Source organism: Acidovorax sp. sic0104 (assembly GCF_019219095.1).
Classification (GTDB): Bacteria; Pseudomonadota; Gammaproteobacteria; order Burkholderiales; family Burkholderiaceae_C; genus Acidovorax.
In genome coordinates this window covers 77,436-100,102 of sequence record NZ_JAHUWH010000015.1, presented here as the reverse complement: position 1 = coordinate 100,102, position 22,667 = coordinate 77,436, and the positions used below count along the sequence as shown (strand labels likewise).

Here is a 22,667-nt window from a genome sequence, read left to right as displayed (position 1 = left end):
CGCTGCCCTTCTGCCCAACTGTTCTTGTGCCTGTCTGCCTAAGCTAAGAAGGATAAGTTCGTTAGCGAAGGGCGCGCTTTGGGCCATAGTGCGGGGATTGATTGACCCGGAGTGATTCCCCCCATGCGTTTCAAGACTCTTTTGCTGGCTGCCGCCGTTGTCGCCGCCGCAGTGCCCCTGGCCAGCCAGGCCAAGACCTTCCGGTGGTCCCGTGCCGTCGACGTGTCCTCGTGGGACGTGCATGCCCAGAACGTGGGTGTGAACAACACGCTGCACGCCGCTGTGTACGACACGCTGGTCGAATACAACAGCAAGACCTTCAAGGCCGAGCCGGCCCTGGCCACCGAGTGGAAGCGCGTGAGCCCCACGCAGCTGCGCATCAGCCTGCGCAAGGGCGTGAAGTTCAGCGACGGCAGCGACTTCACAGCCGACGACGCGAAGTTCTCGCTGGAGCGCGCCAAGGCCAAGAGCTCCAACTACGCGGTGTATGCGCTGGGTATCGACCGCATCGAAAAGGTGGACTCGCACACCATCGACATCTTCTCCGACCTGCCCAACCCCGTGCTGGTGAACCAGCTCACCGAGCTGCGCATCCTGAGCAAGGCCTGGGCCGAGAAGAACAAGTCGGTGGAGCCCAAGGACATCAAGACCAAGGACGAGACCTTCGCCCACCGCAATGCGCTGGGCACCGGCCCCTTCCAGCTCAAGTCCTGGACGCCCGATCAGCGCGTGGTGCTCGAGCCCAACCCGCACTGGTGGGGCAAGGGCAAGTTCCCCACCAACGTGACCGAGGTGGTCTACACCCCCATCAAGGCGGACGCCACGCGCACGGCGGCGCTGCTGTCAGGCGAGATCGACTTCATCATCGACCCGAGCCTGCAGGACCTGGCGCGCGTGCGCCAGACGCCCGCGCTCAAGGTGCTCGAAGGCGCCGAGTACCGCACCATCTTCCTGGGCCTCGACCAGTTCCGCGAGGAGCTCCCGGGCTCCGACGTGAAGGGCAAGAATCCGCTCAAGGACGTGCGCGTGCGCAAGGCGCTCTACCAGGCCATCGACATCAACGCCATCCAGCGCGTGGTGCTGCGCGGCCTGGCACAGCCCACCGGCACGCTGATCGCCCGCCAGGTAAACGGCTGGACGCCCAAGGCCGATGCACGCTGGCCCTACGATGCCAAAGCCGCGCAGAAGCTGCTGGCCGACGCGGGCTACCCCAACGGTTTCGAGGTGGACTTCGCCTGCAGCGCGGGCCGCTACATCAACGATGAGCAGCTGTGCCAGGCCATCACTTCGCACTGGGCCAAGGTGGGCATCAAGGCCAAGCTGCGCTCGCTGCCGTTTGCCACGTACTTCCCGATGATCCAGCGCAACGAGGCCAGCATCTACCTGCTGGGCTGGGGCGTGCCGACGTTCGACGCGTTCTATTCGCTGCAGTCGCTGATCCGCTCGCCGGGCGCGGGCGGCGACGGCAACTTCAACCTGGGCCGCTACTCCGACCCGCAGCAGGACGCCCTGATCGAGCGCATCAAGAAGGAAACCGATGCCGTCACGCGCAACGCGCTGATCGAGAAGGTGCTGGTGCAGGACCACGAAGCCATCTCGCACATCCCGCTGTACAACCAGGTGATCCCGTGGGCCGCCACGCAGAAGGTGGACCTGCCGCACCGTGCGGACAACCGCATCGACTGGCGGTATCTGAAGGTGAATTGATCCCCTGCGTCCGTTCGGCGCAGCAGCCGGGAAAGAAAGGCCCCGGTCGTCCCGCAAGACGACCGGGGCCTTTTCTATGTGGGGACGGCCTTGGTCAGGCCAGCGCGCGCTGAACCGCAGGCCGCGCCGCCACCCGCTGGTAGTGGTCGGCCACCTTGGGGAAGCGCGCAATGTCCACCCCGTCGCTCTTGAGCCAGCCCGCGATGGTGAACAGGTATGCGTCCGCCACCGAGTAGTGTTCGCCGAGCACCCACGGGCCCTGCAGATAGTGCTGCTCGATCACCTCGAAGCACTCGGTCATGGTCTGCGGCACCTTGCGCTGCATGGCGGCGATGGCCTCGGGCTCGTCGGCCCAGCGGGCCGCACGGCGGCCGTGCGCATGGGCCACGTGCACCGTGGAGGCCAGGTAGCTGTTGAACTCCTGCAGGCGAGCCAGTGCGAACGGATCGTCCAGCGGCGCCAGGCGAGCCTGTGGAAAGTGCTGCGCCACGTACACCAGCAGCGCCGGGGTCTCGGTGAGCACGCCACGGTCTGTGAGCAGCGCTGGCACGCGGCCCTTGGGGTTGATGGCCAGGTACTCGGGGCTGCGCTGCTGGCTGTTGGCAAAGTCCAGCCGCGCCACCTCGTGGCCCGCGTTGGCCTCGTGCAGAGCGATGTGGACGGCGAGGGCGCAGGTGCCGGGGGCGTAGAAAAGCTTGAGCATGTGGAAGGTGCAGAAAAGGTTGAATGGAAGGGGGTCTAGTAGAGGCCGCGCGTCTGCGCCATCAGCCGCACCAGCCCGAGCAGGGCATCGGTGTGCGGCGTGGGCGTGCCGGTGATCTGGCCCAGCTCGCGCACGGCGCCCACCAGGGCGTCGATCTCCATGGGCTTGCCGGCCTCCACGTCCTGCAGCATCGAGGTCTTGAAAGCGCCCAGCTTGCGTGTGACGGCGTGGCGGTCTTCGGGTTGCTGGTCGATGGGCAGGCCCAACTTCTCGCCGATAGCCTTGGCTTCTAGCATGACGTGAGAGACGAAGCCGCGCACCAGGTCGTCGTCCAGAATGCGGTCGGTGGTGGCACCGGTGAGTGCGCTGATGGGATTCATGGTGAGGTTGCCCCAGAGCTTGAACCAGATGTCCCGCTGGATGCAGCCGGACACCTCCACGTCGATGCCGCCGCGCTGCAGCGTGGCGGCCAGTGTCTGAAGGCGCGCGCTCTGGCTGCCATCTGGTTCGCCCACGATGAGCCGGTTGCCGAAATGCTGGCGCACGAAGCCGGGCGCGTCCAGCGAACAGCTGGTGTGCACCACGCTGCCCACCACGTTCTGCGCGGGAATGGCGCCGGCGATCACGCCGCCCGCGTCCACCGACTCCAGCGCCCGCCCCTGGGCCGCGCCGCCAAAGCCGTCCAGGAACCACCAGGGCACGCCGTTCATGGCCGTGAGCACGATGGTGTCAGGGCCTATCAAGGGCCCCATGGCCTGTGCGACCTCCGGCAGGCCCGGTGCCTTGACTGCCACCACCACCAGGTCCTGCACGCCCAGCGCGGCAGGGTTGGCCTGCGCGTTCACTGCCGTGTGGGCCAGGGAACCGTCGGGCCGGCGCAGGCGCAGGCCGTCGGACTGCAGCGCGCTCAGCGTGGCGCCGCGCGCCACCAGGCTGACGTCGCAGCCGGCTTCTGCCAGTGCTACGCCCAGCCAGCCGCCGATGGCGCCAGCGCCGTAGATACATGCTTTCATCGTCAAGGCTTTCAGGTCAGTTGAGAGAGAAACACTAAAAAGAAGAAGGGGCCGCGTCAGTAGCCCAGCGGCCTCGCAGCGGCACTGCCCGGGGCGCGAAAGCGGGCTGCCAGATCGGCCGCCGCGCTGGCCAGCAGCATGGTGTCCACGCCGACCGCGACAAACAACGCGCCAGCGGCCAGCCACTGGCGTGCCTGGGCCTCGCTGGTCGCCAGAATGCCGGGCGCCTTGCCCGCGCGCAGGATGCTCGCGATGCCGCCCAGGATGGCGGCCTGCACGTCCGGGTGGCCGGGGTTGCCCGGGTGGCCCATCGACGCCGACAGGTCGGCCGGACCGATGAATACGCCGTCCACGCCGGGCGTGGCGGCGATCGCATCGAGATTGCGCATGGCCTCCATCGTCTCGGCCTGCACCAGCAGGCAGACCTGCTCGTTGGCCTCGTGCACGTACTGCGGGAAGGCCTGCCAGCGCGAGGAGCGGGCCAGGGCGCTGCCCATGCCGCGCACGCCTTCGGGCGCATAGCGCGTGGCGCTGACCAGGGCCTGAGCCTGCTGCGCCGTGTCGACCATGGGCACCAGCAGCGTCTGTGCGCCGATGTCCAGGTACTGCTTGATCAGCGCGGTGTCGCCCACCGGCACGCGGGCGATGGCATGGGGCGGTGCAACGCCGGGGGGCAGGGCGCTGGTGGCGCTGGCGATGGCCTGCAGCTGGTGCAGGATGGAGCGCAGGTCGTTGGGCGCGTGCTCGCCGTCGACCAGCAGCCAGTCATAGCCCGTGCCGGCAACGATTTCTGCCGTGTACGCGTCGGCGAGGGCCAGCCACAGGCCGATCTGGGCCTGGCCCTGGGCCATGGCCGCCTTGAAGCGGTTGGTGGGTGTGTGCATGCATGCATTTTGCCGACGATGGCAAGCCTGTGTGCGATGCTGCGCCACATCGGCGCCGCTATAGTCTCCAGCCCGCCCCGCCGATCGCTCGTTTTCAACTCCCCCATGGCCAAAGAAAAAACTGTCTTCACCTGCACCGAGTGCGGCGGCACCAGCCCCCGCTGGCTGGGTAAGTGCCCTGCCTGCGGCGCCTGGAACACCCTGATCGAAGCCGTGGCAGACGCGGGGCCGGGCAAGAACCGCTACAGCGCGCCGCAGTTTGCGGGCCTGGCGCAATCGCAGGCGGTGATGCCCCTGTCGGCCATCGAGGCCAGCGATGTGGAGCGCACCCCGAGCGGTATCGACGAGCTCGACCGCGTGCTGGGCGGCGGCATCGTGGAAGGCGGCGTGGTGCTCATCGGCGGCGACCCGGGCATCGGCAAGTCCACGCTGCTGCTGCAGGCGCTTGATGCGCTGCAGCGCGCGGGTTTGCCCACGCTGTACGTGACGGGCGAGGAAAGCGGCGCGCAGGTCGCGCTGCGCTCGCGCCGGCTGGGGCTCGATCACAGCCAGGTCAACGTGCTGGCCGAGATTCAGCTCGAAAAGATCCTGGCCACCATCGACGCCATGCAGCCCTCGGTGGCGGTGATCGACTCCATCCAGACCGTGTACTCCGACCAGCTCACCTCGGCCCCAGGCTCGGTGGCGCAGGTGCGCGAATGCGCGGCCCACCTCACGCGCGCGGCCAAGGCCTCGGGCGTGGCCATCGTGCTGGTGGGCCACGTGACGAAGGAGGGTGCTTTGGCCGGGCCGCGGGTGCTGGAGCACATGGTGGACACGGTGCTGTATTTCGAAGGCGACACGCACAGCCAGTTTCGCCTGGTGCGTGCCATCAAGAACCGCTTTGGCGCCGTCAACGAGATCGGCGTGTTCGCCATGACGGAAAAGGGCCTCAAGGGCGTGAGCAACCCGAGCGCGATCTTCCTGTCGCAGCACAGCGAGCCGGTACCCGGCAGCTGCGTGATGGTGACGCTGGAGGGTACGCGGCCCATGCTGGTGGAGATCCAGGCGCTGGTGGACAGCGCGGGCCCCAGCCCCCGGCGCCTGTCCGTGGGCCTGGACAAGGACCGCCTGGCCATGCTGTTGGCCGTGCTGCACCGGCATGCGGGGGTGGCCTGCATGGACCAGGACGTGTTCGTGAACGCGGTGGGCGGCGTGCGCATCAGCGAGCCCGCGGCCGACCTGGCCGTGATGCTGGCCATCACTTCCAGCCTGCGCGGCAAGGCGTTGCCGCAGGGCTTTCTGGCGTTCGGCGAAGTGGGGCTGGCGGGCGAGGTGCGGCCAGCGCCGCGCGGCCAGGAGCGCCTGAAGGAAGCCGCCAAGCTCGGCTTTCGCGTGGCCGTGGTGCCCAAGGCCAACGCACCGAAGAAGCCCATCGAGGGCCTCACCATCCACGCCGTGGAGCGCGTGGAAGAAGCGATGAACGTCGTGCGCGAGATGGGCTGAAGAGGGCGGCTAGGAGAGAAGAGAAAGGTACGAAAAAGGAGCGGGAGCGTGTTCAGCCCACGGGCCTGCAGACGGCGGTGACGCGCTTGTACAGGACCACGCCGCTGTACAGGCCCAGCACCTCGTCGCGCGTGCAGAGCATGGTCACCGCATGCTGTCCCTCAACGGAGATCGCGGCCCTGGATTCGTACTTGGCCGTGGCCTGCGTGCCTTCTGCGCTGACACGGATGTCGGCCTTGTTCATGCGGCTGCTGGAGCGCAGGCCGCCGGCCTGCATCGCCTGGGCGGATTCCTGCTGCAGTGCGCAGATCTCGGCGCGCCCGCCGGTGTAGACGCCTGCCGGGCTGCTGCTGTGGTCCGTGAGCTTGAAGTTCAGGTCGGGGGCTGCCAGCGCGCACTGTGCGCGGTAGTCCCTTCGGTCGGCCAGTTCCAGTGCGCCTTGCAGCACGCCCTCGACGATGGCGGCCGTCAGCTTGGCAACGCTCTCGGGCTTGGCCGGGCCGGCTGGCGCCGGGGCGGCGGCTGCGGTGCCCGCGGCGGGGCCGGCCTTGGCTGCCGGCGCGGGTCTGGGCGCCGGTGGGGCAGGCCTCGGCGCCTGTTCGCACGCCCGGTCCGAGTAGGTCGTCTGCCCTTTGTCGTTCGTGCACTTGAACATGTGCTGGGCGGATGCCGTGGACGTGGTCACGGCGGCGGCCAGGGTGGCCAGCAAGAGAAGAACGTTGCGCATGCGAGAGGCGGGACTGATGGAAGACAGCGTGATTAGATCAGCACGCAGCGACGGCGCCGCGACACGGCGTGCCGCCCGATCAAAACGACTCCCAGTCGTCGTCTGACCCTTTGGCCGCCTTCGGCGCGGCTGCGGGCGTTGCGGCCGGCTTCGGGGCCTGGAGCTTGCGGGCCGCAGCGGGGGCTGCAGCGGGCCCCGTCGCCCTGGCAGCGGTCGGAGTGGCCGGGCGCAGTGCAGGTGCTGCTGCACGGACTGCCACCGTGGATGCCACACGCGCCGCCGTAGGCAGGGCTGTCGGCGCAGGCACTGCGCTGGCGGCTGCCGGCGTGTGCCCCACATTGAACACCGACACCACTTCGGACAGGCGCTGAGCCTGGTCGCGCAGCGAGGCGGCGGCCGCCGCCGATTCTTCGACCAGTGCGGCGTTCTGCTGGGTCATCTGGTCCAGGTTGCTCACGGCCTGGTTGACCTGCCCGATGCCGTCGCGCTGCTCGTTCGACGACGCGGTGATCTCGCCGATCAGGTCGGACACGCGGCGCACGCTGGCGACGATCTCGTCCATGGTCTGGCCGGCCTGCGCGACCTGGCTGGAGCCGGTCTCGACCGTGGTGACGGACGCGCCGATGAGGTTCTTGATCTCCTTGGCGGCCTCGGCGCTGCGCTGCGCCAGGCCCCGCACCTCGCTGGCCACCACGGCAAAGCCCCGTCCCTGTTCACCGGCGCGTGCAGCCTCCACGGCGGCGTTCAGCGCCAGGATGTTGGTCTGGAACGCGATGCCGTCGATCACCCCGATGATGTCGGCGATCTTGCGCGAGCTGTGGCTGATGCCCTGCATGCTTTCCACCACCTGTGCCACGACCTCTCCGCCACGGGCGGCCGCCTGCGCGGCGGTAGTAGCCAGTTGGTTGGCCTGGCGCGCCGTGTCGGCCGACTGGGTGACTGTGGCGGTCAGCTCTTCCATGCTGGCGGCGGTCTGCTGCAGGTTGGCGGCAGTCTGCTCCGTGCGTGCCGACAGGTCGTGGTTGCCGGTGGCGATCTCCACCGATGCATTGGACATGGAGTCCACGCCGCTGCGCACCTCCGACACCAGGCTGCGCAGGCGCGCGGCCATTTGCGAGACAGAGCGCAGCAGGTGGCCGAACTCGTCCTGGCGCTCATCGTGGGCCGACACAGTCAGGTTGCCGCCGGCAATGGCATCCGACAGCTCCACCGCGCGGTGCAGCGGGCGCGCGATGGATCGCACCAGCAGGAAGGACAGCACCAGGCCCAGGGCGAACACAATGCCTTGCGTCACCCACGCGAGCATGCTGGCCTGGGTGCGGGCGGCCTGTGCTTCCTGGCGCGCCGCGTCGCGCTGGCTCTGCTGCAGCTGCACGAAGGCTTCCAGGCTGTCCACGTAGCTGCCGATGGCCGCGAGGTACCTGGTTTCGATGAAGGCCTTGAAGGCGGCGCCATCGCCGGCCTGCTTGATCTCGCGCGCCTGCTTGTTCAGCGCCAGCACGCCGGTGCGCTCGCTGGCCACGCGCTCAAGCGCCTTCTTGTCGGCGGGCGTGGTGGCCAGTTCGAGCACCTTGGCCTGGATGGCCGAGATGCCGGCGATGCCCGACTTCACGCGGCCATCGAAAAGCGTGGTCAGGTCCGCGTCCGGGGTGGAGTTACTGGCCAACACGCGCTCTCCGGTGGTCTCGGTGGCGCCCTTCCACTGCACGGCCAGCGTGATGCGGTTCTCGAACGAAGCCATCGATGCGAGGGTGCTGTCCATCACCTGCGCCGCCTGGTACTGCGCCCAGATCGACACCAGGAGCATGGCACCCAACAGACCCACGATAGAACCCCACAGCTTGGGCGCCAGGCGCACGTTATCCAGTTTCATTCCATGATCTCCAGAAGGACGAGCCTGCATTTTTCGTGCTTCGGCGACTGTCGTAAACAGTCTGCAGCGCAAGTTGGCGGGAGGTTGCCAGCTTCTTTGATTAATGTAGTGCTTACACAACGAAACATTTGCGGCGAAGCATCTGGAGGGGCGAACACGCCAGGGTGCGTCCGACGCCGGACCCGGCGCTTGGCCGTGGTCCCCGGGGGGGCAGCCAGGTTCACCGCTGCCTGGGTTGGCAAGCAGCCCGCATGTGGGGGGAATTGGGCGGGCGGGCCTGGCACTCATAAGACAATAGCGTCCATGAATTTGCGCAATATCTTTGTACCGCTGGGCGTGGTCGGTCTGATCGCCTTTGGTTTCATGGCCTATGGCTGGGCCGGCCTTGCCGCGGTGATCGGCGGCCTGGTGATGTGGGCGCTGCTGCACTTCACGCGGCTCATGAACGTGATGAAGAAGGCGGCCAACCGGCCCATGGGCTATGTGGGTAGCGCGGTGATGCTCAACGCGCGCCTGCGCGAGGGCGTGAACCTGATGCACGTGGTCGCCATGACGCAGGCGTTGGGCGAGCAGCTCTCGGCGGAAGGCGCCGAGCCGGAGCTGTACCGCTGGACCGACGGGACAAATTCGCACGTGACCTGCGAATTCCGCCACGGCAAGCTCGTGAAGTGGACGCTGGTGAGGCCACCCAGCGACGAGCCGGCGGTTGCCGCCGGCGCCGACACGCCTGCGGCGTCTGGCTGAACAGAGCGGGCAGGGCACGCGCTAGATACTGCTCGCCGGGCCTGGGCCGGGCCGCCGGCGCGCTGGCCACCAGCCCGCCGTCGCCTAAAATCCCGCCTTTGCGACCCACAGCAACAAAGGATACCCATGAGCCCCGTAGTTCCCTCGATGGCCGATCGTGACGGCAAGATCTGGATGGACGGCCAGATGGTGGACTGGCGCGATGCCAAGATCCACGTCCTGACCCACACCCTGCACTACGGCTGCGGCGCGTTCGAAGGCGTGCGTGCATACAAGACCGCCGACGGCACCGCCATCTTCCGCCTGGAAGAGCACACCGACCGCCTCTTCAACAGCGCCAAGATCCTGCGCATGAAGATCCCGTTCACCAAGGACGAAGTGAACGAGGCCCAGAAGGCCGTGGTGCGCGAGAACAAGCTGGAGTCGTGCTACCTGCGCCCGCTGACCTGGATCGGCTCGCAGAAGCTGGGTGTGTCCCCCAAGGGCAACCAGATCCATCTGATGGTGGCCGCCTGGGCCTGGGGCGCCTACCTGGGCGAGGAGGGCATGAAGCGCGGCATCCGCGTCAAGACCAGCAGTTACACCCGTCACCACGTCAACATCACCATGACGCAGGCCAAGGCGGTGAGCAACTACACCAACTCCATCCTGGCCAACATGGAAGCGCTGGACGACGGCTACGACGAAGCCCTGCTGCTCGACAGCTCCGGTTTTGTGTCCGAGGGCGCGGGCGAGAACATCTTCGTGATCAAGAACGGCGTGATCTACACGCCCGACCTGTCGGCCGGCGCGCTCAACGGCATCACCCGCAACACCGTGTTCCACATTGCCAAGGACCTGGGCCTGGAGATCGTGCAAAAGCGCATCACGCGCGACGAGGTCTACATCGCCGATGAGGCCTTCTTCACCGGTACGGCCGCCGAAGTGACGCCCATCCGCGAGCTCGACCGCATCGAGCTGGGCAAAGACGACTATGTGGGCTCGCGCGGCCCCATCACCGAAAAAATCCAGAGCGCGTTCTTTGACATCGTCAACGGCCGCAACCCCCAGTACGCCCACTGGCTCTCGAAAGTGTGACCAAGCCCCTGAGCCGCTGCGCGGCTTGCCCTTCTCTCGGCTGCGCCGGGAAGGGGGCGGCGCCGGTGGCCGGGCCAAGCCCGCTTCACGGCGCCCGCTGGATTGGAGCGCGCCAGTTTCAAGCATCGCCACCCAGGCGGTGCGCCCCGGAGAACGAATAACTATGTCGCAAGCTGCTGCTGCCGTTGAATTGCTGGCCAAGGACTTGAACCCCCAAGGCGGGGTTTTCTGCCCCAGCCCCAAGGCCGATATGAAGATCTGGAACACCCACCCCAAGGTGTACCTGGACGTGGCCCGCTCCGGCGAAGCCAAGTGCCCCTACTGCGGAACCGTCTACCGCCTCAAGGCCGGCGAGCACGTGCACGCCGGTCACTGATTGATGCCAGTTGAAGCCGGGGGCGGCACGCCGCAGCCCACGTTGACCGTGGCGGTGCTGACCCACAACGAGGCGCTCCGCATCGAGGCCTGCCTGCGCAGTGCCGCCTTTGCCGACCAGTTGCTGGTGGTCGACAGCGGAAGCACGGACAACACCGTGGCCATCGCGAAGGGGCTGGGCGCCGAGGTGCACAGCTACCCGGACTGGCAGGGCTTTGCCGTGCAGCGAAACCGGCTGCTGGCGCATGCGCGCGGCGACTACATCTTCTTTCTCGATGCTGACGAGGTGATGACACCCGCGTTCGCGCAGGAGCTGCAAGCCATCGTGCGCTCGGGCGAGCAGGCCGTATGGACGATCCGCTGGCGCATGGTCGCTTTCGGGCATGAGCTCACGCACTTTCGGTCGCAGTCGCAGATCGAGCGTCTCTTCGTGCGCCGCCTTGTCAAGGAGTACGCCGGCGTGGTGCACGAACAGGCCCAGCTGCACACTTTGCCGGGCGGCGGGGCGGTGCCGCGCCGGCTGATCCGCGCACGGTTGCTGCACTACTCGCGCACCACGGTGCGTGGCAGCCTGGAGAAGCTCACGCAGTACGTGATGTTGGGTGCCGCCAAGCGGGCCGAGAGCGGAAAACGCGGCGGCGTGCTGCGCGGCCTGGCCTCGGGTGGGTCGATGTTCCTGCGCCTGTATGTGTTTCGCCTGGGTTTTCTTTGCGGCGGGGCGGGCTTTCTGTATTGCTTTTTCGTGGCGCTGGAGGGGTTCTTTCGGTATGCCGCACTGCACTATGACCGAGACAGCCTGACTGGCCGTGTGATCCGTTGATGTGATGAAGACTTACCGCTGGTTCGGGCGCTGCGCAAGCCTCGGTGCGTTCATGGTGCCGGGCCTGGCGCTCTGGCTGCCCTCGGGCTATTCCTATGGTGCCGTCGTGCTGCTGCTGGCCGCGCTGGCCAGCGCGCCGGTGTGGTGGCGGCGGCCGGCGCCGCGCGCCGCATGGTGGCTGACGGCCGCCTTCTCCTGCATGGCGGCGCTGTGGCTGCTGGATGTGGGCGCCTCCTGGGGCTGGGGCAGCATGGACCGCCCGGCCAAGTACCTGCTGGTGCTGCCGTGCATCTTCTACCTGATGACCTTCGAGCCGCGCGCTGCCTGGCTGTGGATGGGGGTTGCCGTGGGCGCCGTGGGCAGCGGCATCGTGGGGCTGTACCAGACCTTCGTGATGGCGCTGCCGCGCGCCAACGGGTTCACCAATGCCATTCAGTACGGCAATCTGAGCATGCTGCTGGCCGTGATGAGCGGGCTGCTGCTGGTGGTGCAGTGGAAGCGATGGGTGCTGTGGCAGCGGGCGCTGCTGGCCGCCGCCATCGCGCTCGGTGCGGCGGGTTCGGTGCTCTCGCAGTCGCGCGGCGGCTGGCTGGCGCTGGTGCTGTTGCTGCCGGTGTGCGCATGGCTTCTGGTGCGCACCACCGGCCAGCGGCGCGTGTACTGGGGCCTGTGCGCGCTGGCGCTGGTGGCCGCGGCCCTGTCGCAGGTGCCGGCGGTGGAGCAGCGGGTGGACGAGGCGCGGGCCGAGGTGCAGACCTACCAGCAGCGCGGCGATGGCCGCAGCTCGGTCGGCCAGCGCCTGGCCCACTGGCACCTGGCCTGGCAGATGGGCTGGGACCGTCCCCTGACCGGCTGGGGCCGCGCGGGTTATGTCGAAGAAAAGGCGCGCCGCGTGGCCGCCGGCCAGGCGCACCCGGTCGTGCTGGAGTTTGGCCATGCGCACAACGAGGTGCTGGACCTGTTCGCCAAGCGCGGCATCCCGGGGGTGCTGCTGCTGCTGTCGTTCTACGGCATCCCGCTCGTGATGTTCTGGCCCACGGCCCGCCGCATCCGCGACGGCGCCGGCAAGATGGACCGCGAGTCGCTGTCCCTGTGCCTGATGGGCGTGCTGCTGCCGCTGTCCTACATCGGCTTCGGGCTCACGCAGGTCTTCCTGGCCCACAACAGCGGCAACATGTTCTACCTGTTCATGTGCCCGCTGCTGCTGGCTGCCCTGCACGAGCGGCGTGCGCGCATCGGCTGCGGGCGGCCGTTCTAGATGAGACGACACTCCCTGAGCCGCTTCGCGTCTTCCCTCTCTCTCGCTGCGCGGGAGAGGGACGCCACCGGTGGCCTGGCGAAGCCAGTTCCACGGCGGCACTCGCTGGGGCCGCGCCAGTTTCGATCGTTGCGACCGGTGTCCAGCGCCATGGATTCCTGAGACGAAAGGCTTCTTCATGCACATCCTGCTGGTCAACAACTCTCCCATCCCGGTCTACGGCTATGGCGGCACCGAGCGCGTGATCTGGGACCTGGGCAAGACCCTGGTGCAACAGGGCCACCGCGTGAGCTACCTGGTGCCCGAGGGCTCCACCTGCGACTTCGGCGACGTGTTGCCCATCCGCCCCGACGAACCCTGGGAACGCCAGATCCCGAAGGGCGTGGACATCACGCACTTCCAGTTCAACCCGCGCACCGAGCTGGCCAAGCCGTATCTGGTGACGGAGCACGGCAATGCGCGCAAGCCCAAGCCGCTGCCGCTGAACACCGTGTTTCTCTCGCGCGACCACGCGGCGCGGTATGGCTCCACCGAGTTCGTCTACAACGGGCTGGACTGGGGCGGCTACGGCCCGGTGGACTTCCAGTCGCCACGCCCGCGCTACCACTTCCTGGGCAAGGCGGCGTGGGGCGTGAAGAACGTGCGCGGCGCGATCAAGGTGGCGCTGCGGGCGGGTGTGGAGCTTGATGTGCTGGGCGGCACGCGCATCAACTTCAAGCGCGGCTTTCGATGGACGCTGTCGCGCAAGATCCATTTCCACGGCATGGTGGGCGGCACAGAGAAGACGGGCCTGCTCAACGCATCGCGCGGGCTGATCTTCCCGGTGCGCTGGCACGAGCCTTTCGGGCTGGCGGTGATCGAAAGCCTGTACTTCGGATGCCCGGTGTTTTCCACACCGTATGGTGCGCTGCCCGAACTGGTGCCACTGCACTGCGGGGTGCTGTCGGCCGAGGCGAGCGTGCTGGCCGAGGCCGTGCGCAACAACCGCTTCGACGCGCGTGCATGCCACCAGCATGTGGTGGACCACTTCAGCGCCGACCGCATGGCCCGCAACTACCTGCGGATGTACGAGCGCGTGCTGGCGGGCGAGAAGATCAACGCCCAGCCGCCGGTCATCCAAGGCCCCGCACGCGAGCTGCCCTGGAAGAACTGAGGCCCCCCTGAGGCGCTGCGCGCCTTCCCCCCAGGGGGACGCACCCGGTGGCCCGGCAAAGCCGGATCCACGGGTGCGCTGGTGGGGACCCGCGCCCTTGGCGGGGGCCCGTCTTGATCCTGCGCCTGCCGCCCGCGTCGCCCTTCAACCGTTCGGGCTGAGCTTGTCGAAGCCTGGGCGCACACGGCGCGAATCCTGTCCTGGATGCTGCACCCGTTGCAGAGAGCGGCCCCACGGTCCGAGCCGGCGTCGCTCTACCCCATCCGTTCGGGCTGAGCCTGTCGAAGCCAGGGCGCGCACCGAGCCTCCATGGGCCACGAAGCACACAAGCTCGGATTCAAATCGGCCGTTGGCGCTTGCCCAGCAAGTGCAGTCAGCTATTGAATAGATAGCGTTATTGCGCCTGCAACAACGCCGCCTGCGCCGCCAGCGCGGCCCGCCATTCCGTCTCCAGCGCCGCTACCAGCGCAGCGGCCGGCATGGGACGCACGGCCGCCACGCCCTGGCCGGCCCACAGGGACAGGTGGTCGGCGCGTCCCGCGTCGGCGCTGGCACGGCGCAGGGCGCCGGTCAGGGCGTTCTGCACGGGGTAAGCGGGCACGTCGGTCTCGTGCGCGTGCAGCTTCTGCAGCATGGGGTTGACGATACCGCGCGCGGGGCGGCCCGAGAAGACGCGGGTGGTGCGCGTGTCGGTGGCGATGGCGCTGCCCATGGCGTCGCGATAGGCGCGGCCGATGCCCGATTCGTCGCACGCCAGGAAGGCCGTGCCCATCTGCACGGCTTGCGCCCCGAGCGCCTGCGCTGCGGCGATGCCCCGCCCGTCCACGATGCCTCCGGCCGCGATCACCGGCACACCGCGTGGGCGAAGTGCGTCCACGCACTGCGGCACCAGCGCGATCGTGCCCACCATCGCGGCGGCGAAGTCCGCCTGCGACGGCGTGCCAGTGCGCACGGCGCAATCCGCGGGGGCAAGGCCTTCCGCCTGTGGCCGACCCGTGGGCAGGAAGGTGCCGCGATGGCCGCCGGCCTCCATGCCCGAGGCGCACACCGCGTCCGCTCCCACATCGGCCCAGGCCAGCGCCTCGGCCACGGTGGTGGCCGTGCCGATGACGTAACTGCCGGCACTGTGCAGTCGCTCTACCTGCGCGGCGCTGAGGATGCCGAAGGTGAAGCTGGCGACGGCGGGCCGGGCCTCGATCAGCGCCTCGAACTGGGCTTGGAAGTCCTCGCACCAGCGCGCGGGCACGGCAGCCTCCAGACCGAACTCGGCGTACAGCGGTGCCAGCCGCGCCAGCGCCGACTGCACGGTGGCGTCGTCCGGCGCGGGCGTGTTCTGCACGAACAAATTGAGCCCGAAAGGCCGGTCGGTGCGGCTTCGCACCTCGGCTGCGGCCTGCGCCATGGCGGCGGGCGAGCGCATGCCGCAGCCCAGGGTGCCCAGCCCGCCCGCGGCGGACACGGCGGCGGCCAGCGCTGGCGTGTCCGCCCCGGTCATGGGCCCCTGCACGATGGGCAGGCGAAGGGAGAGGGTAGTGCGCAGGCTGTGGTGGGGCATTTTGTGTGGTCCGTGACAATAAAAGGAGACTTGGCGGGGGGTTGAACTGCGACCAACGACACACCCGCTACAGCGCGCTGCGGTGCGCTGCGGTGCGCTGTAGCGCGATGCTTGAAACCGGCGCCACCCAAGCCAGCGCCCCGCGCAAGGGCCGCGCCGCCCCGAAGGCGGCGTATCCAGAGCTTGCGCCGGAGGTGTCATCTCAAGTTTTCAGCACCTGCTGCAGCGCATCAAGCGCGGGCGAGTGATAGCCCTGTCGCCAGATCAGCAAGGTGGCGATGGTGGTGATCGGGTGCTGGCTCAGCAGATCCGCGTGCGGCGAGAGGCAGAGTACCGAGCGCGGCACGATGCCCGCGCAGCCACCGCCAGAGACGCTGGCCAGGATGGCGTGGTACGAGCCCAGCTCCAGCAACTTCATGGGCTCCGGCCGGGGGGCGAACCAGTCCTGGGCGATGCGCCGGTACGTGCAGCCAGGCTCGAACACCGCCAGCGTGCCGGGCACCACATCCTGCGGGCCGATCACGGGCGGGTGGTCGGCGGGCAAGACCAGCAGCAGCTCTTCGGTGAACACAGGCCTGGTTTCGAGCGCCGGGTCCGGCGGTTGCCCCGGCGGCCACGCCACCAGCACGGCATCGAGCGCGTGTCCGCGCAGCCGGTCCACCAGCACCCGGGTCGCGGCCGTTGTCAGCTCCAGTGCAACGCCTGGACACTGACTGTGCAGGCGGGCCAGCGGCGCGGGCAATCGGCTCGCAGCGGTGCTTTCCATGGAGCCCAGGCGCAGGCGGCCGGCGGGCGGCCCTGGCTGCAGCGCCTGGCGCGCCTCTTCGGCCAGTGCGAGCAGCCGGTCGGAATAGCCCAGCAGCACCTGGCCCTCGGGCGTGAGCGCCATGCGCTTGCCTTCGCGCAGGAACAGCGGCGTGCCCAGGCCCGCCTCCAGCTGCTGCACCCGCGTGGTCACATTGGATTGCGCCCGCGAAAGCCGCTCGGCAGCACGCGTGACGCTGCCTTCCGCCGCCACGGTGCGGAAGATGTCGAGCGCTGCGAGATCCAGCAAGGGCGAGGTTTTTTCCATCTTGAAAAAGTATGAATTACAGAAATTCAATCTCTTGATAAGATGATAAGCAGCAGCTTCCCCCGTGGCAACCCCCACGCTTGATCCCATGAACCACGTGTCCATGTCTTCCTCCTCCGTCCCAGGGCAGGCCACTGACGGCGCGTCGGCGCTGCGGATTGCCTTGGCCGGCATGGCCGCGCTGGCGGCGGCCATGGGCATCGGCCGGTTCGCCTTCACCCCGCTCCTGCCCATGATGCTGCACGACGGGGTGGTGGACATTGCCACCGGCAGCTGGCTGGCCACGGCCAACTACGCAGGCTACCTGGCGGGGGCGTTGCTTTACATGGCCTTGCCGTGGCTCTCGCGGCGCCTGGGCCGCGAACCCGGCAATGCCGCACTGAATGCCACGCTGGTGCGCGGCGGGCTGGTAGCTACCGTGCTGCTCACGGGGCTGCTGGCGCTGCCCTGGCCCGCGTCGTGGCCGCTGCTGCGTCTGCTGGCGGGTGTGGCCAGCGCGCTGGTGTTCCTGGGCACGGCCAACTGGTGCATGGGGCGCCTGGCCCACCTCGGGCGCCCTGCGTGGGGCGGGCTGATCTTCTGCGGCCCGGGGCTGGGCATCGTCATCACCGGCCTGCCGACCAGCGCCATGGTGGCTGCAGGCTGGAGCGCGGCGGCAGGGTGGGCGGCGTTCAGCCTGCTGGCAGCCATCCTCTGTGCCTGCGCCTGGACGGTGTTTCGGGGCAGCGAGGTGCCCGCTGCGGTTGCGGCCTCGGGGGCTGCTGCGGCTGTGCCGCTGATGCCCGCACCGCGCCCGGTGGGCGAGCGTGCCTTGCTGGCTGCCGCCTATGGTCTGGCGGGATTGGGCTACATCGTCACCGCCACCTTCCTGCCGGTGATCGCGCGGGCGGCGCTAGCGGCTGGCTCGGTGTGGCCGGACCTGTTCTGGCCCATCTTTGGCGCCGGCGTGGCGCTGGGCGCACTGCTGTCCACCCGCATCGCTCCCACGCGGGACCGCCGTTGGCTGCTGGCGGCAGCCTACTTGCTGCAAGCGGTGGGTGTTGCGCTGGGCGTGCTGTGGCCCGGGCCGGCCGGTTTTGCGCTGGGCAGCCTGCTGCTGGGTTTGCCGTTCACGGCCATCACCTTCTTCGCACTGCAGGAGGCGCGCCACCAGTGGCCGCAGGCGGCTGCGGGCTTCACCGGACTGCTCACGGCGTTGTACGGCATCGGGCAGATCGTGGGGCCGCCGATGGCGGCTGCGCTGCTGGCGCGCGCCGGTACGCGCGCGCAGGGGTTCGACTGGGCGCTGGGGGTGGCGGGCTCGGTGCTGTTGCTGGGGGCCGTGCTGTACGCCTTCATGGCGTGGCGCTGGCGTTCACGGATCAGGGCCTGAGAGGCCTGCAGCGGCCGCGCATCAAGCGCTAAATGCTACTAATGTGATAGCGGAAGCCGGAGCACGAAGCACGCGCCGCCGCCTTGTCGGTCTTCGCAGTGCACGGTGCCGTTGTGGCGCCCCGCGATGGAGCGCACCAGCGCCAGCCCCAGCCCCACGCCGCCGGCGCGCTCGCTGGCACCGGGCAGGCGGTAGAACGGCTCGAAGATGCGTTCGCGCTGGGTCAGCGGAACGCCAGGGCCGCGGTCGCACACGCTCACTTCGGCGTGGCCCTGGCGGCGGTGCACCACCACCGTGATCTCGCCGGTGCTGTAGCGGCGCGCGTTTTCCAGCAGGTTGCGGATGGCGCGGCGCAAGAGCTTGGAGACGCCCCGCACATCCACGGAGTCGGGGCTGGAACTCACGTCCAGGTCGGCGTCCACGCGGGCGCACTCCTCGGCGGCCAGGCCGATCAGGTCCACCAGTTCCACGGTGCCCACGTCGGCTTCGCGCGCGTCCAGGCGGCTTGCGAGCAGGATCTCGTCCACCAGCTGGTCCAGTTCGGCGATGTTGCGCAGGATTTCCTCGCGGAATGCGGGCGAGGGCTGCTGGCCTCCCATCAGCTCCATGCCCATGCGGATGCGGGTGAGCGGCGAGCGCAGCTCGTGGGAGGCATTGGCCAGCAGCGATTTGTGCGACTTCACCAGGTTCTCCACCCGCTCGGCCGCTGCGTTGAACTGCCGCGCCAGGTCGGCAACTTCGTCCTGGCCCTGTTCGGGCACGCGCACCGACAGATCGCCCTCGCCAAAGCGCTGCACACTGCGCTGCAGCGCTTCCAGCCGCAATGTGAGGCGGCGGATGATGGGGTACACGCCGATCGCCACGGCCAGGCCCACGATGCCCAGCAGCCACAGGAAGCCGAAGGGCGGGCGCGTCCAGAAGGCGTCGCCGGGCCGGCCGCCGCCACCGCCTCGCTCGCCCCTGGGCTGGCGTGGGGCCATCTGCAGCACGAAAGGCTGGCCGTCTCCCGATTCGATGTGGAATTCCGCGCCTTCGCCCGGCTCGCTGGGCTGGCGCGTGGCCAGGCCGCGCAGCACCACGTTGCCGGTGTTGTCGCGCAGCACCATCTCGCGCGAGGGCGGAACGAAGGGCTGTGCGTTCTGGGCCTTCTGCTCTTCGGCCATGCGCCAGGCCCAGCCCACCGACAGCGTCAGCACCGCGATGCCGCCGACCACGGCCAGCCAGATGCGCAGGTACAGGCGGCGGGAAAAGGGCGTGGACAGGGACATGGCTATCAAGAGCAAGAGGCGCACTGCAGGGGACTGGCGCGGCCCAGGCCGGCGGCCGGGGCGCAAGGGGCGTCCCGCCGCGCTGGCGGCGTCTCCCTGAGGGCGAAGGCGCGAAGCGACTCAGGGCGCATGCATTCAGTCCTGCTGCTTGGCGAACACATAGCCCACGCCACGCACCGTGAGGATGCGGCGCGGGTTCTTGGCGTCGGCCTCGATGGCCGCGCGGATGCGGCCCATGTGCACGTCGATGCTGCGGTCGAACGCTTCCAGTTCGCGGCCGCGCACGGCTTCCATGATCTGGTCGCGGGTGAGCACGCGGCCCGCGCGCTCTGCCAATGCCACGAGCAGGTCGAACTGGTAGGAGGTCAGGTCGGCCAGCTGGCCGCCCACGTTCACGGTGCGCGCATCGCGGTCGATCTCCAGCGTCCCGAAGCGCAAAGCCTGTGTGGCCGGTGCTGCACCGCCGTCGGTGCGCCGGCGCAGGATGGCGCGGATGCGCGCCAGCAGCTCGCGCGGTTCGAAAGGCTTTGGCAGGTAGTCGTCGGCGCCCAGCTCCAGACCGATGATGCGGTCCATCGGGTCGCCTTTGGCGGTGAGCATCAGCACCGGCACTTGCGCTGCGCTGCCCTGCAGCGACCGGATGCGGCGGCACACTTCCAGGCCGTCCATGTCGGGCAGCATCAGGTCCAGGATCACCAGGTCGGGCAGCGCGCCGGCCTCGGGGCCCTGCAGCTGCGCCAGGCCGCTCTTGCCGTCCGCGCGGTGCGTGACCTGCAGGCCCGACTGGCCCAGGTACTCGCCCACCATTTGTGCCAGGCGGGCGTCGTCTTCGATCATCAGCAGTTGGGAGCTCATGGGGACAGTTTAGTGGCGGTCGTCGTGTCCATCGTGGCCGCAGAGCGTCACTCCGCTTTGTCTCAGACGTAAAGCTGCCGTAAAGCAACCAGGCACGCCCGGCGGCGCCCGCGACATAATCCCCGGGTCGCCCTCTCTTGCCCCGAAGCGGGCAGAGCCTTCTTGTGCTGCCTCTTTTTCCGGGTCTTGCGCTTCGATGACCAAATCAGTGGATGTTGCTTCCCCCGCGCACGCGCCGCCGGCCCGGGCCGACGGGCATGTGCACGCTGCATGCGGAGCAGACGGAGCGGCCATTTCGGTCGGCCTCGTGGAAGACGACCCCGGGACGCGGGAGCGGCTGCGGCTGGCGCTCGCCCGCGCGGCGAAGCTGCGACTGGACTATGTGGGGGCGACGGTGGCCGAGACCGTTCAATGGCTGCAGGTCCACAGCGTGGATGTGCTGCTGGTCGACCTCGGCCTGCCGGACGGTTCGGGGCTGGAAGTGATCGGGCAATGCCGGGCGCTGCGCCCCGACACCGAGATCATGGTGATCACGATGTTCGGGGATGAGGCCCACATGATGCGCGCGTTCGAGGCGGGTGCCCGCGGCTACCTTCTGAAGGACGGCACCGAAGACGATCTGGCGGAACATGTGCTGAGCCTCAGCGCGGGCGGCTCTCCCATGACGCCCATCATTGCGCGGCAACTGCTGACCCGATTGTCCCCCGTACCATCCTCGTCGAGGGTTCCTCCGGCGGCGGCTGCCTTGACGGCGCGGGAAAGGGACATCCTGGCCAAGCTCGCGCGGGGATTCACCTATGCCGAGGCCGCGGAGATCATGGGCCTTGCGCCTTCCACAGTCCAATCCCATGTCAAGAACATCTACAGCAAGCTGGCTGTCCATTCCAAGGCTGAGGCGATCTTCGAGGCCCGCCAGATGGGGATCCTTTAGGGCCCTTGCGCCTGGCGGTGCGTGGCGATGCTTCCTGCGGCTCGCAGCGTGCGCACTGTGGATGCTGGCCTGCGCAATCACCCAGGCGCAGGAGCCCGGGCCTGTCCACACCCTCTCTGTCGCGCAGGCCTATCTGGAGCCGGAAGGCGCGGCTGCCTGGGCGGGCCCGGTGCAGCTGCCTCACCTGTGGGACAAGGCGTATCCGGGGCGCGCGGGACGCGCCAGCTACCGGCTGGAGCTACCGCCCGTTTCTTCGGACGGGACGCTGTGGGGAATCTACTTTCCGCGCGTGGGCAACCAGGTCGAGATATTCCTGGACGGCGATCTGGTGGCCCACCGCGGCACGCTGGGTGACAGCCGCCACGATGCCACCAAGTCGCCGCTGTGGGTGCCCGTGCCTTCGCGCTTCCTGTCGCCCTCGCGGCCCACGGTGCTGGAGGTGCGCCTGACCGTGCAGCCCGTGCGGTGGGGTGGCCTGGCGGCGCCGCGTCTGGGGCCTGAGGCGGTGTTGTGGCCGCAGTACCGCGAGCGCTATGTCTGGCGGCAATGGGGGGCGGTGGCCGTGGTGTTCGCGCTGGCGCTCACCGGCGTGATAGCCGCGGGGCTTTGGCACCTGAGCCGCGAGCCGGTCTATGGCTACTTTGCGCTGTGCGCCCCGTTCGGGGTGCTTCGCTACGGCGACCGGTTGTGGGGGCAGCCCCTGGACTGGCCGCTCTGGGGCGGGGTGGTTGCGTTCTCGCTGATGGCGCATATGCTGCTGCTGGTGCGTTTCTCGCTGGCGCTGCTGGGCCGCGATGGCGTTGCCGTGCGCCGTGGTTTCTGGAGCTTCGCCCTGCTGGAGGCCGTGCTGGTGTGCATGGCGTTCGGCCTGGGCCGGCCGGTGTACTGGACCGCTGGCCTGGCCCTGCTTTTTCTGCCGGCCTTGTGGGCCTACTCCGTGGCCGGACGCCAGGCATTCGTCTCACGCAAGCCCGAAGCCATCGCGCTGTGCCTTGCGAGCTTCATTCCCATCGGTGCAGGCCTGTACGACTTCCTGGAGATACGCCTGTCCACCGAGAGCGTGGGCCGGTCGTCCTACCTGCCCCTGGCCACGATGCTGTTCGTGCTGCTCATGGGCTGGATCATCGTGAGCCGCTATGCGCGGCAGGCGGGCGCCTACCAGAAGCTGAGCAGCTCGCTGGACGAAAAAGTGCGCCAGCGCGAGCAGGAGCTCCGGGTCAGCTATGCGCTCCTGCAGCAGGAGCATGCCGAGCACGCCGCGCTGCAGGAGCGCCAGCGCATCATGCGCGACATCCACGACGGGGTGGGGGCGCAGCTGGTAGGCCTGCTCAGTCTCATCGGCAAGGGCCGCGCCAGCCGGGACGAACTGCGCGAACATGCCAACGCCGCGCTCGATGAATTGCGCATGGCGGTGGACGCCATGCAGCCCGTGGATGGCGACCTGGCCACCGTGCTGGCCACGCTGCGCTACCGGCTGCAGCCGCGCCTGGCGGCCACGGGCATCCAGGTCGATTGGCAAGTGGAGGAGTTGCCCACGCTCGACAGCCTCACGCCCCACATGGTGCTGCAGATCCAGCGCATCCTGCTCGAAGCATTCACCAACGTGCTGCGGCATGCCCAGGCCACCAGCGTGCGGGTGGGCGCGCGGCACGAGGCCGAGCCGCAGCACCCGCCGCCGTGCCTGGTGCTGGAGATTGCCGACAACGGTGTCGGCCTGCAAGGATCGCCCCAGGCGCGGGGCCAGGGGCTGGCCAACATGCGCGCCCGGGCCCAGGCCATCGGTGCGCAGCTCACG

At 68.7% G+C, this 22,667-nt stretch carries 19 protein-coding genes and 1 pseudogene; 11 read left to right on the top strand and 9 right to left on the bottom strand.

Annotated features, from left to right (window positions below; all coding sequences use genetic code 11):
• The first annotated feature begins 123 nt into the window (after nt 1-123).
• Complete coding sequence (locus KW835_RS20910) at nt 124-1,707, top strand: ABC transporter substrate-binding protein (protein ID WP_218385978.1); 1,584 nt, start codon at nt 124-126, stop codon at nt 1,705-1,707.
• Between the two features lie 94 nt (nt 1,708-1,801).
• Here KW835_RS20910 and KW835_RS20905 read toward each other — a convergent pair whose 3' ends face one another.
• From KW835_RS20905 to KW835_RS20895, 3 genes are read right to left on the bottom strand one after another with little or no spacing between them, the layout of a single operon-like run.
• The gene (locus tag KW835_RS20905; RefSeq protein WP_218385977.1) at nt 1,802-2,410 is read right to left on the bottom strand and encodes a glutathione S-transferase family protein; all 609 of its coding nucleotides are present in this window, start codon (nt 2,408-2,410) and stop codon (nt 1,802-1,804) included.
• A gap of 35 nt (nt 2,411-2,445) precedes the next feature.
• Nucleotides 2,446-3,423, bottom strand: a complete 978-nt coding sequence (locus KW835_RS20900; protein WP_218385976.1) for a 2-dehydropantoate 2-reductase — start codon at nt 3,421-3,423, stop codon at nt 2,446-2,448.
• 56 nt (nt 3,424-3,479) lie between these two features.
• Entirely contained in the window at nt 3,480-4,307 is an 828-nt protein-coding gene (locus KW835_RS20895) for an aldolase/citrate lyase family protein (RefSeq protein ID WP_218385975.1), read from the bottom strand.
• Nucleotides 4,308-4,412: 105 nt separating this feature from the next.
• On the opposite strand from KW835_RS20895, the gene radA reads away from it, so the two are divergent.
• Complete coding sequence (radA, locus tag KW835_RS20890) at nt 4,413-5,792, top strand: DNA repair protein RadA (protein WP_218385974.1); 1,380 nt, start codon at nt 4,413-4,415, stop codon at nt 5,790-5,792.
• Between the two features lie 52 nt (nt 5,793-5,844).
• On the opposite strand, the gene KW835_RS20885 is transcribed toward radA, so the two are convergent.
• Together KW835_RS20885 and KW835_RS20880 are read right to left on the bottom strand one after the other, a co-directional pair.
• Complete coding sequence (locus KW835_RS20885) at nt 5,845-6,519, bottom strand: hypothetical protein (protein ID WP_218385973.1); 675 nt, start codon at nt 6,517-6,519, stop codon at nt 5,845-5,847.
• A gap of 79 nt (nt 6,520-6,598) precedes the next feature.
• Nucleotides 6,599-8,392 carry a methyl-accepting chemotaxis protein gene (locus tag KW835_RS20880; RefSeq protein ID WP_218385972.1) on the bottom strand — a complete coding sequence of 598 codons (1,794 nt, stop codon included), beginning with the start codon at nt 8,390-8,392 and terminating at the stop codon, nt 6,599-6,601.
• Between the two features lie 303 nt (nt 8,393-8,695).
• Between KW835_RS20880 and KW835_RS20875 the strand changes: the two genes are divergently transcribed.
• From KW835_RS20875 to KW835_RS20850, 6 genes are all read left to right on the top strand, one after another.
• The gene (locus tag KW835_RS20875) at nt 8,696-9,136 is read left to right on the top strand and encodes a glycerate kinase (protein ID WP_218385971.1); all 441 of its coding nucleotides are present in this window, start codon (nt 8,696-8,698) and stop codon (nt 9,134-9,136) included.
• 126 nt (nt 9,137-9,262) lie between these two features.
• Nucleotides 9,263-10,213, top strand: coding sequence for a branched-chain amino acid transaminase (locus tag KW835_RS20870; protein WP_218385970.1), 951 nt, complete (start codon nt 9,263-9,265; stop codon nt 10,211-10,213).
• A 163-nt stretch (nt 10,214-10,376) separates the two neighbouring features.
• A complete protein-coding gene (locus tag KW835_RS20865; protein WP_218385969.1) occupies nt 10,377-10,589 on the top strand; it encodes a zinc-finger domain-containing protein in 213 nt (70 codons plus the stop codon).
• A gap of 3 nt (nt 10,590-10,592) precedes the next feature.
• Entirely contained in the window at nt 10,593-11,408 is an 816-nt protein-coding gene (locus KW835_RS20860; protein ID WP_218385968.1) for a glycosyltransferase family 2 protein, read from the top strand.
• Nucleotides 11,409-11,412: 4 nt separating this feature from the next.
• Complete coding sequence (locus KW835_RS20855) at nt 11,413-12,666, top strand: O-antigen ligase (RefSeq protein ID WP_218385966.1); 1,254 nt, start codon at nt 11,413-11,415, stop codon at nt 12,664-12,666.
• Between the two features lie 178 nt (nt 12,667-12,844).
• On the top strand, nt 12,845-13,819 hold the full coding sequence (locus KW835_RS20850; RefSeq protein WP_218385964.1) for a glycosyltransferase: 975 nt from the start codon (nt 12,845-12,847) through the stop codon (nt 13,817-13,819).
• A 394-nt stretch (nt 13,820-14,213) separates the two neighbouring features.
• On the opposite strand, the gene KW835_RS20845 is transcribed toward KW835_RS20850, so the two are convergent.
• On the bottom strand, nt 14,214-15,374 hold the full coding sequence (locus KW835_RS20845; protein WP_218385962.1) for a nitronate monooxygenase family protein: 1,161 nt from the start codon (nt 15,372-15,374) through the stop codon (nt 14,214-14,216).
• A gap of 202 nt (nt 15,375-15,576) precedes the next feature.
• The gene (locus tag KW835_RS20840; RefSeq protein ID WP_218385960.1) at nt 15,577-16,446 is read right to left on the bottom strand and encodes a LysR substrate-binding domain-containing protein; all 870 of its coding nucleotides are present in this window, start codon (nt 16,444-16,446) and stop codon (nt 15,577-15,579) included.
• Between the two features lie 103 nt (nt 16,447-16,549).
• On the opposite strand from KW835_RS20840, the gene KW835_RS20835 reads away from it, so the two are divergent.
• Nucleotides 16,550-17,818: a YbfB/YjiJ family MFS transporter gene (locus tag KW835_RS20835; RefSeq protein ID WP_255593746.1), complete on the top strand. Its 1,269-nt coding sequence runs from the start codon at nt 16,550-16,552 to the stop codon at nt 17,816-17,818.
• Between the two features lie 38 nt (nt 17,819-17,856).
• Here the strand turns inward: KW835_RS20835 and KW835_RS20830 are convergent, their stop codons facing one another.
• Together KW835_RS20830 and KW835_RS20825 are read right to left on the bottom strand one after the other, a co-directional pair.
• Nucleotides 17,857-19,086, bottom strand: a complete 1,230-nt coding sequence (locus KW835_RS20830) for an ATP-binding protein (RefSeq protein WP_218385956.1) — start codon at nt 19,084-19,086, stop codon at nt 17,857-17,859.
• A 135-nt stretch (nt 19,087-19,221) separates the two neighbouring features.
• The gene (locus KW835_RS20825; protein ID WP_218385954.1) at nt 19,222-19,941 is read right to left on the bottom strand and encodes a response regulator; all 720 of its coding nucleotides are present in this window, start codon (nt 19,939-19,941) and stop codon (nt 19,222-19,224) included.
• 196 nt (nt 19,942-20,137) lie between these two features.
• Between KW835_RS20825 and KW835_RS20820 the strand changes: the two genes are divergently transcribed.
• Entirely contained in the window at nt 20,138-20,872 is a 735-nt protein-coding gene (locus tag KW835_RS20820) for a response regulator transcription factor (RefSeq protein WP_218385952.1), read from the top strand.
• Nucleotides 20,790-22,661: pseudogene (locus KW835_RS27175) on the top strand (histidine kinase); the annotation flags it as partial. The gene KW835_RS20820 and the pseudogene KW835_RS27175, both read left to right, overlap by 83 nt.
• Between the last annotated feature and the right edge of the window lie 6 nt (nt 22,662-22,667).